The sequence below is a fragment of the Kineococcus siccus genome, assembly GCF_009906795.1.
In the GTDB taxonomy this organism is placed as follows: domain Bacteria; phylum Actinomycetota; class Actinomycetes; order Actinomycetales; family Kineococcaceae; genus Kineococcus; species Kineococcus siccus.
Map to the genome: position 1 here is coordinate 1 of NZ_JAAALN010000480.1, position 381 is coordinate 381.

Genomic DNA, 381 nt, shown 5'->3' on the forward strand with positions numbered 1-381 from the left:
TCGTCGACGTGTTCCGCCGGCCCGACCAGCTCGGGGCCGTGCTCGACGAGGCGATCGAGGTGGGCGCCCGCGCGCTCTGGCTGCAGCTCGGCCTCTACGACGAGGACGTCGCGCGCCGCGGCACCGAGGCCGGCCTCGACGTGGTCATGAACCGCTGCCTCAAGATCGAGCACGCCCGCTTCCACGGGGGCCTGCACTTCGCGGGGTTCGACACCGGCGTCATCAGCTCGCGGCGCCGCGGGCGCTGAGGCGGCTGCTCCGGACGGGCGGGACGTCCCGGAGCAGCCCGTCGCGCCCGCTCGCGCTCCGTAGCATGGGGACGTGGACCCGTTCTACGCCCGCCAGCGGGAACTGCTCAGCGAACTCCTCGAGGCCCTGCTG

At 74.0% G+C, this 381-nt stretch carries 1 protein-coding gene; it reads left to right on the forward strand.

Going from position 1 to position 381, the window contains the following annotated elements:
* Positions 1-248: CoA-binding protein (locus GTR02_RS22215; protein ID WP_205709844.1), on the forward strand; the 248-nt coding region annotated here is incomplete at its 5' end.
* Positions 249-381 lie beyond the last annotated feature (133 nt).